General features: G+C 41.1%; 6 protein-coding genes. All 6 read left to right on the forward strand.

The window, feature by feature from the left end; translation table 11 throughout:
• Positions 1-68: 68 nt before the first annotated feature.
• The 6 genes from JKG61_RS22560 (at position 69) to JKG61_RS22585 (ending at position 8,504) form a co-directional block, all read left to right on the forward strand.
• Positions 69-260 carry an RpnC/YadD family protein gene (locus JKG61_RS22560; protein ID WP_202105272.1) on the forward strand — a complete coding sequence of 64 codons (192 nt, stop codon included), beginning with the start codon at positions 69-71 and terminating at the stop codon, positions 258-260.
• Between the two features lie 157 nt (positions 261-417).
• On the forward strand, positions 418-972 hold the full coding sequence (locus JKG61_RS22565) for an RNA polymerase sigma-70 factor (RefSeq protein ID WP_202105273.1): 555 nt from the start codon (positions 418-420) through the stop codon (positions 970-972).
• 105 nt (positions 973-1,077) lie between these two features.
• A complete protein-coding gene (locus tag JKG61_RS22570; RefSeq protein ID WP_202105274.1) occupies positions 1,078-2,076 on the forward strand; it encodes a FecR family protein in 999 nt (332 codons plus the stop codon).
• 226 nt (positions 2,077-2,302) lie between these two features.
• Complete coding sequence (locus JKG61_RS22575; RefSeq protein ID WP_202105275.1) at positions 2,303-5,830, forward strand: SusC/RagA family TonB-linked outer membrane protein; 3,528 nt, start codon at positions 2,303-2,305, stop codon at positions 5,828-5,830.
• 5 nt (positions 5,831-5,835) lie between these two features.
• Positions 5,836-7,230, forward strand: a complete 1,395-nt coding sequence (locus JKG61_RS22580; RefSeq protein ID WP_202105276.1) for a RagB/SusD family nutrient uptake outer membrane protein — start codon at positions 5,836-5,838, stop codon at positions 7,228-7,230.
• A 5-nt stretch (positions 7,231-7,235) separates the two neighbouring features.
• Positions 7,236-8,504, forward strand: a complete 1,269-nt coding sequence (locus JKG61_RS22585; protein WP_202105277.1) for a TlpA family protein disulfide reductase — start codon at positions 7,236-7,238, stop codon at positions 8,502-8,504.
• Positions 8,505-9,115 lie beyond the last annotated feature (611 nt).

A 9,115-nucleotide genomic window follows, 5' to 3' on the forward strand; every position in this document is an offset into this window, starting at 1 on the left:
TGTAGGGACTTTTCTTTACTAGTAACTTTGATCAATACATTTATCAAGTGACAGGAGGCACGATTCAAATGGGAGTAATAGAAACAATCAAAAGACAGGAAAGAGAAAAGGGCATAGAAAAGGGAATTCAGACTGGAATTGAAAAAGGCAAGCGGGAGGAAGCTATCGCTATCGCTTTGGAATTCAAGAAAATGGGTTTACCTATTGCGGATATCGCCAAAGGTACCGGCCTTTCCGTCGAAGAGATCGCGAAACTGTAGGGACTTTTCTTTACATAGGATATAGCCGCTTGGTACGATAGTGCCAGGCGGCTTTTTAGTAAATAGCGGATAGCTTTTTAAGACAAACTTGACTTGATGGGGGAGTGTTATTTAAAAAATTAGCTATCTTGCCTTAAAAATTAACCAATTAGCATTGATGAACCATTTTGATTTAGGCAATGAACTTGCTTTCAATCACTATTTTTCAGTTTATAATAAACAAGTTTATGGATATATTCTTGCCATTGTAAAGGACTCATTTGTAGCCGAAGAGATTACGCAAGATGTTTTTATAAAGCTCTGGAGCTGCCGTGATCTCTTGCATAACATTCGTAACATTGACAATTACATTTTCGTACTTTGCCGCAACCGTTCGTTGAATTACCTGCGTAAGGTCAGACACGATCAAGAAGCTTTGGCAGAGCTTAAAAAATTTATCTCTGACCATCATAGCCCTGTTGATGAACATCTCCTACAATGTGATTACGAACAACTACTCGCCGAGGCCGTCTCCAGCTTATCTCCCCAGCGGCGTATTGTATTCCAGCTCAGTCGCTATGAAGGACTGAGTATCCAAGAGATTGCAGAGCAACTTCATCTATCCCCCAATACCGTAAAGAACCACCTCGTGGTATCGCTCAAGTATATCCGTCAGTATCTCGAGCGGCATGCCGGTATCACGGCTTTGCTTACCTTCTTCATGTTTATTTAATTTTTTTTCTCATTCCATTAGTCCTAACTGCACTCTCCAGGTGTCTTTAGTGTAGTAGCGCTAGCAAAGCGTGACCAATTACTAATATTTTACTTTTTTATCATCATGAATGATTTACGTTTAGAAGAGCTTTTTGACAAATATATACATAACCGTTGTTCTGGTGAGGAATTGGAGGAACTCTTGGATTTGCTACAGAATCTAGAGGGTACTATACTGGAGCGCCATATGCATGCTCTTTGGGAGAATAAGCGCGGATATCCAGTCCCAGACGGGGAGGTTGATTGGCGGAAGATGCTTGATCAGGTGAAATCTGAAAGCGCGCAAACGCCTAAAAATCGTATTAATACAGGTTGGTTCCGTTATACTGCCGTAGCCACTTTATTGCTTTCGTTGAGCATAGGAGGCTATTTTTGGCTGACAGAATGGGGGAGACATAACAATGATCTCGTTGAAAATACAGTCCCTATTATTAAGCGGGATACCGTACTTCTTTCCGATGGCACGCAGATAGTTCTTAATTCAGGGAGTACGCTACGTTACCCGAAGCAGTTTGTCGGTGGGACACGTGAAGTCCATTTAGATGGCGAGGGATTCTTCGATGTCGCTAAAGATCCTGATAAGCCTTTTATAGTCTATGCTGGAGAGCTCAAAACCATCGTGTTGGGGACTTCATTCAACGTCAATGCTTATTCCGGACAATCTAAGGCCGAAGTAACAGTGATCACGGGGCAGGTCCATGTAGAAGAAACAAAGACCGGTCGTCAGGTAGATCTAATAGCAAACGAAAAGGTAATCCATACCAGGAAGCAAGATCAATTTGTTAAATCCGTAGACGTTAAAGTGGAGCACGATGTCGCTTGGAATGCAGGAAGGCAGACTTTTGAAGATGTACCCCTTGATGATATCGTACAGCAATACTATAGGCGTTATGGTAAAAGGTTAAAAATTGAAGGTACAGCACTTTACAACTGTCGTTTAAGCCTTGTGTTTGATCAGGAATCGCCAGGTGAAGTGCTGGAAATGATCCGTCTCCTGACGAATGCCCAAGTCAGGGCCGAAGGCGATGTCTCGATCCTTTACGGTACCGGATGCCCCGAATAATTAATCAATCCAAGGACCAAATTATAATATCATGAAGAAATAAAAAGTACAACGAAAAAAGGGAAAATGCGCTCTGACCTGCATTTCCCCTTTCCGTTTTGTCTAGCAAGGCTAGTTTCAAAACAACCGTGAGAAGTGAATAAACACGATTATTTATTGTAAAAAAATACAACACACAAATATGGTAAAAAAAACTATACCAATAGCAACTTATTGGTGGCCAGTTATGAAATGGACTACAATTATATTTAACTGCTTCCTATGCGTGATCTTAGTAGCTCATGGTGCAGAAAGCCATGGTCAAGTAGACTTCGGACAGCGGGTGGCGTTGAAAGCGGAGACACTTAGTTTAGAATCTACCCTTAAGCTGATCAGCAAACAGACCCAGATAGATTTCGCCTACAATAGCCGTAGCCTGCCCATGAAGCAAACCATTCGTTGGCAGAGCGGAATGACTACACTCGGGTCGGTACTGGAGAAACTGGAGAAGGCCTTCGCGGTCGAATTTCGGGAGATTGGAAAATCCCTAGTGCTGATCCCTGCTGAAGATCCTATGCTGGCAGATACTGATGAGGAGCAAAAAGCTATAAGAGGCCGAGTAGTCAACGAAAAAGGTGCCCCATTGTCTAGAGCAACGATTTATGTTCTGGATTGGGAAGGTAAACGAACGAATCGCCAAACTATCACCGATGAGCGGGGGTATTTTGAGCTGCCTATGGATCACGATGGAAAAAAGTTGGAAGTGTTGTTTCTAGGGTATACCGCTATAAAAGTTACTGCAAGAGTGGATATGGGAAATATTAAATTGACACCATTTTCAACAGAAGTAGATGAGGTGGAGGTGATGGTATCTACAGGCTATCAGAAGATACCGAAAGAGCGGGCAACGGGAAGTTTTGAGTTTGTGAACAATGAAGCGCTGAACCAGACGGTCAGTGGAAATATTATCGATCGAATTGAGCTACAGGTGCCAGGGCTACTTGTAGATAGAAACGAAGATGCACCTGACAAATTCCTGATTCGTGGGCGATCGAGTATTTATGCTGATGTGCAGCCCCTGATCGTATTGGATGGCTTTCCCTACGATGGTGATATCGGCAATATCAACCCTAATGATATCGAATCGGTCACCGTGCTCAAGGATGCAGCTGCGGCTTCGATATGGGGTGCACGCGCAGGAAATGGTGTAATCGTTATTACGACCAAGCAGGGGAAATCTAAAAACCCTTCTATTTCGGTGAATTCTGTCATTGGGCTATCCCTAAAGCCTAGCTACAGTAATATCTCGCAAATCTCAAGTTCGGATTACATCCAATTGGAAAAATGGCTATTTGAAAAGGAGCATTATACTGGCGATGAGTTTTTTGATGGTATGAACAATGGCCACCCACCTTTCACACCTGTGGTAGAACTATTACGCAAGCAGAGGGATAATCTATTGACCGAAGAGGAAGTGGAAAGACAAATTGCATTATTGAAAGATAAAGATGTGCGCAAAGATATTCTACGGGATTTGTATCAGGTCGGTTTCAAACAGCAATATGGAATACAGATTGGACAACAGACGGATAAGGCGCGTTATATCTTCTCGGCAGGGTACGATCATAATCGAAATGTATTGGTCGCTCAGGGAGATAGAAGATTGAATCTTAGAGTCAATCTTGAAACACAGATGGTGAAGAATGTATGGTTGAATAACTCCTTGTCCTACACGAGCTCATCGCAGTTTAACGGAATTAATGGTGGATTTGGTTTAAAGGGGTATGCTCCCTTTGCTACAGGCGGAGGAAAAGGCATTTATCCATATGCCCAGTTGCGAAATGAAGATGGTTCGCCAGCTTACCTGTACTTAGACAACAATGAGGCTTACGTCACTGCGCAGCAAGCGAAAGGCTTGGACTGGTCGTATAGTCCAATTGACGAGATTAAAAAAGTGAAGGCAAGCAACGACGTTGGCGATCTGCTACTGAACACAGGGATTAAGTTTACCCCAATTGCAAATCTTAACCTTTCGCTTCACTATCAATTTGAAGATCAGAGTTCGTTAATGTCTAGTATACGTACTGCCGAATCGTATTATGTCAGAGCATATACAAACTCTTTTGCGCAACTGGGTACGAATGGGAAGTTAACCTTTCCCGTGCCACAGGGTGGTATCTGGGACACCAATACAGGAAGGCGTCGCGTGCATCAGGGGCGAGTACAGGGAGAATATAGTAAGCTGTGGAGCACTGGTCATAATCTTTCTTTGATGGCTGGGTGGGAGATACGAAGCAATGTAAATAAAACAGCCATGGACAGGCTTTATGGGTATAGCGAAGAATTTTACGGCATCAATCCAACTGTGGATTATATGACGGAATATGTGCTGTATAACAATTCATTTATGCGGCAACGTATACCGACGGGAAAAGGCATAGGTAAGTTTACGGATAATTTCCTTTCGATGTTCTTTAATGGCTCGTATAGTTTTAACAACCGCTATATCGCTACATTGAGTTTACGTAAGGATGAAGCCAATCTCTTTGGTGTTAATACCAATCAAAAAGGTACGCCGTTATGGTCTTCTGGTTTACGTTGGAAGCTTTCGGACGAACCGTTTTATAAAATGGATTGGTTGCCTGTATTTTCACTCCGTGCCACTTACGGTAAATCTGGGAATATCTCACGAAATGCTTCTGCATTGCCAGTGATACAACTTGCCAATAGTGCTTACACTACGCCACTACCTACTGCATCATTAGTACAGATGGCCAATCCTGATTTGCGGTGGGAAAAGGTAAATACATTGAACTTAGGAGCAGATTTCGCAACGGCCAGTGATAGGTTATCTGGATCTCTCGAGTATTTTGACAAAGTATCAGAAGATGTAATGGGGCAGGCACCGATAGATCCGACCCTAGGAAGAGGTATGGTTTGGGGGAATGTCGGTGAGATGCGCGCCAAAGGAATGGACTTAAGACTCACAGCAAGAATATTGGATCGTACATGGAAATGGACGACTACAGTGATCGCCGGGTATAGTAAACCAAAGGTAACGAAATACTATATGCCGGTGGGGACAAAGGGGAATACATACTTGGTACGTGTTGGGAATACCATAGACCCGGTAGTGGACAAGCCAGTATTTGCTATGTATAGCTTTCCTTGGATAGGACTTGATCCGGTTGATGGTGGTCCCCAGGGTATGCTGAATGGTGAAATGAGCAAGGATTACAATAATATATATGCCAATACGCTACTGGACGAGATGGAATACCATGGGGCTGCACAACCTACAGTATACGGGTCTCTAAATAATGTTATTAGCTATAAGGATTTAGAGTTGAGGTTTGTGTTTAGTTTTAAAGGTGGGTATTATTTCAGAAGACCATCGTTAAGCTATGCAACACTCTTTTCCTCCTGGAATGGACATGGCGAGTATGCCGATCGCTGGCAACAACCAGGCGACGAGATGCAAACTGATGTGCCATCTATGGTATATCCCTTCGACGCATCCCGAGACCGATTATATCAGTATGCTTCTGTTAATGTATTGCGTGGTGATCATGTACGCTTAGAGAATATTAGGCTCAACTATATGGTGCCTAAATTGCCAATTTTTAGAAATACGATCCAACAGGTCAATGCCTTTCTCTTTGCCCAAGATATTCCATTGGTATGGCTCCGCAACAAGGCTGGTATAGATCCATATTACAATCAAAGCTTGAGAAGAGGGATACAATGGTCTTTAGGTTTAAATTTTACAATATAATAGTCATGATGAATGTAAAGAAGATATATAGCTATATCCTAATTGTTTTATGGGGTATGGCAGCTACAAGCTGTAGTAAGACGACTTTCTTAGATGCAAAACCAGACGAATCCATGACTGTACCTGCCACACTTGCCCATTACATGGCGATGATGGATAGTGATGTGAGCATGAATGGTGCAGGTGGTTTTGGTTCCAGCCCTTTGTATCCGGCTGTTACGGAGTGGGCTTCCGATAATGTTTGGGTGCCCCATAACCGGTATGTAAACAACTTAATGGAAATGCATAGAGCTGTTTATTCCTGGTCGAGCAATCCGTACCCAGCTACAGATATGCAAGAATGGAGTAAACCATATGCGATTATCTTGAGCTGTAATGTGGTATTGTCTGGATTAGAAAAAATAGAGATAAATGCAGCAAATCAGATAGACTGGAAGATGGTAAAAGGTATGGCGCTTTTCAATCGCTCACATCTCTACGCTATGCTGTTACATATGTTTGCGCCAGTATATGATCCGGCAAAAGATAATGATAGTCCAGCAATCCCGCTGCGCATGGGAACAGATTTTTCGGAAAAGCTTAAATTCTCAACAGTTGAAGAGTGCTATACTAGGATTATCAACGATTTAGAGGAAGCCATGGATTTATTGCCGATAGACCCTCTCTATAAAACCAGACCGTCTAAAAGGTCATGTTGGGCGCTGTTGTCGCGTCTTTATCTATGGATGTCCGACTTCGAAAAGAGTAATCATTACGCAAACCTGGCACTAGAGGCTAATGCAGACTTATTGGATTATAATGTCTATTCAACAACTGCTAACTACCCATTCCCGCGATTTAATGCTGAAGTGATTTTCAATTGTACAATGAGGGTTTTTTCTAGTTATGCTCGTATAGATTCGATTCTTTTTGATAGTTATAATAGCAATGATTTGAGGAAAGAACTTTTTTATAAAAAAGCTAATGATATGGGGTATAGTTTTTTTGGAAATTACGATGGTGCACAATATGTTTTCGCAGGTCTAGCAAATGATGAGCTATATTTCAATAGGGCAGAGTCCTATGCGCGCATGGGAAAAGTTGATTTAGCAATGTCGGACCTTAACAAGCTTTTAGAGACTCGATACCGTAAGGTGAATGGACTGACAACTTATATTCCTCATGGTACTACAGATCGTGAACAAGCAATTGAACTAATATTGCGTGAACGAAGAAAGCAGTTGGTATGGCGTGGCCTCCGTTGGATGGATCTCAAAAGGCTTAATTTGGACCCTGTATATGCCAAGACACTGAAACGTAGAATTGGAGATTTGGAGTTGGAATTAAAACCAAATGACCCACGTTACGTATTTCCTGTCCCTGATGTGGTTACTGATTTAACCCCAGATCTTATAAAATAGAAATTATGAAAAGTTTTCTATTGTTTGTGGCTTTATTGTTTACTGGCAACATTGCTAGCTTTTCCCAAAGCTTAGATTTAAAGGAATTAAAACAAAATCATCTCCTCATGCATGCCGATGGGACTATAGATAGTGTTTCATTAGATAAGTATAAGGGAAAGCTAATTATCTTGGATTTCTGGAATCGCTACTGTGTTTCTTGTCTTTTGCAGATGCCTAAGATACATGGCTTGAGGCAAAAGTATGCAGGCCGAATCGAAATTATACCAGTGACAAAGGATACTTATGATCAAGTGAAAGCTGTGTATGATAAACAAGAGGGAGGCAAATTTGAAATCAAATTCCCGACAATATATGCTGACAGTACATTGTCTGATAAATTTGGTGTTCGTGGCTATCCGACAGGGGTGTGGTTGAACGAGGATGGGACCTATTTAGCGTCAACTTACGGTACTGCTATAAATGAGGACGTTATAGAGGCAGTTTTGTCTGAAAACTATAGTTTGCTGGACCGATCTGCCACTGTAAAAGGAGAAGTAATGTTGGGCAAATTAAATAGTACGGCTTTAACAGGTAAAAGGCCTTTGTTAAATGTAAAGATACTCCCTTATGATTTGACAAATTCTGTTAAAGAATCTGAGACATTAAAAGATACAAGCCTGTATATAGCAGAATACAAAAATAGAACTGTTATCGATCTGATAAAACTATTATTGTACGATAATAATGATCCATTTACTGTTTTGTTATACAAGGATAATCTGAATAAAAGAATGAAATTCAGTGACGATTTCAAAAAGGAGTATTCAGCTTTATTTAAAAACGAAGACGCCTTGACATATGAAGAGAGGGTGTCTATGCATGAGAAGGTTAGGTATTCTGTAGAAATGGTTTATGCTAAGAATGTAGACCATGTTGAACTAAGAAACATGGCATTGAATATGTTTGAGCTAACAATTGGGCATAATGTCAAGAGGTTTTTTGAGGAGTCTGATATATTAGTCTTAAAATATAAGACCCCTAAAAAGATTGAAATGGATGTGATACCACTTGAATCACAAGTCTCACTTCGAACAGTATTGGATTTAGTTACTTTTCTCAGCAATAAATCGGAACATTTTATAGTTGCCGATACCGAAAGCTTATATAACGTTGAAATAGGAATTACTTTGGACAAAACAAAGGAAGTTGGCGAGCTAATTAAGGATTTGAAAAAGTTAGGTATTATATTATACCGTGAAAAGCGACTGGTTGAAAAACTTAATGTGATGTAAAGAGAAAAAACTCTTATGAGTCTCTTCTTTTCTAGGAAGGCATGTAGGATTTAATTTCTAAATCGAATAACTTCTTGTCCGTTTTCTAGGGCAGGAGGGTCTGTGCGTACTTTTCTTCAACAGCCTCTTACTCGTATTGTTTTGTTACGGCTGTAACAGTTACCGCTGTAACAAAGTTAATAATAAATATTGTTTTTACGCGCCAAAGGTACCGGCCTTTCCGTCGAAGAGATCGCGAAACTGTAGGGACTTTTCTTTACATAGGATATAGCCGCTTGGTACGATAGTGCCAGGCGGCTTTTTTATGTCTTGTCTACCGTATGCCTTCTTCTTTTTTACCCTTGTCTACCGTATGCGCTGTTTCGTTGTTCTGATGTTGAGGGATTTTGGCGGAGATAAATTGCTTGTGGTAGAAGCCTGTCGCGCTGCACAGAAAAGCATAAGGCAAATACAACATGCACCTACATCCAGTTCATTGATGAGTTTTTTTTACGTATTAGTTTGATTGTCAGGTTTTTGTTTTGTATTTTGGGGCCGTTAACCAACAAGTTGAATTATGAGTACAGGACGGGGGCTAAAACCTGCTAAGAAGAACGACGAACTTCTGAAAG

Source organism: Sphingobacterium faecale (genome assembly GCF_016746095.1).
GTDB lineage: Bacteria > Bacteroidota > Bacteroidia > Sphingobacteriales > Sphingobacteriaceae > Sphingobacterium > Sphingobacterium faecale.

What these genes read in the sequence shown, in the direction of transcription:
- JKG61_RS22560 (WP_202105272.1), top strand. Translation starts at nt 69, where the DNA reads ATGGGAGTAATAGAAACAATCAAAAGACAGGAAAGAGAAAAGGGCATA.
- JKG61_RS22565 (WP_202105273.1), top strand. Translation starts at nt 418, where the DNA reads ATGAACCATTTTGATTTAGGCAATGAACTTGCTTTCAATCACTATTTT.
- JKG61_RS22570 (WP_202105274.1), top strand. Translation starts at nt 1,078, where the DNA reads ATGAATGATTTACGTTTAGAAGAGCTTTTTGACAAATATATACATAAC.
- JKG61_RS22575 (WP_202105275.1), top strand. Translation starts at nt 2,303, where the DNA reads ATGAAATGGACTACAATTATATTTAACTGCTTCCTATGCGTGATCTTA.
- JKG61_RS22580 (WP_202105276.1), top strand. Translation starts at nt 5,836, where the DNA reads ATGATGAATGTAAAGAAGATATATAGCTATATCCTAATTGTTTTATGG.
- JKG61_RS22585 (WP_202105277.1), top strand. Translation starts at nt 7,236, where the DNA reads ATGAAAAGTTTTCTATTGTTTGTGGCTTTATTGTTTACTGGCAACATT.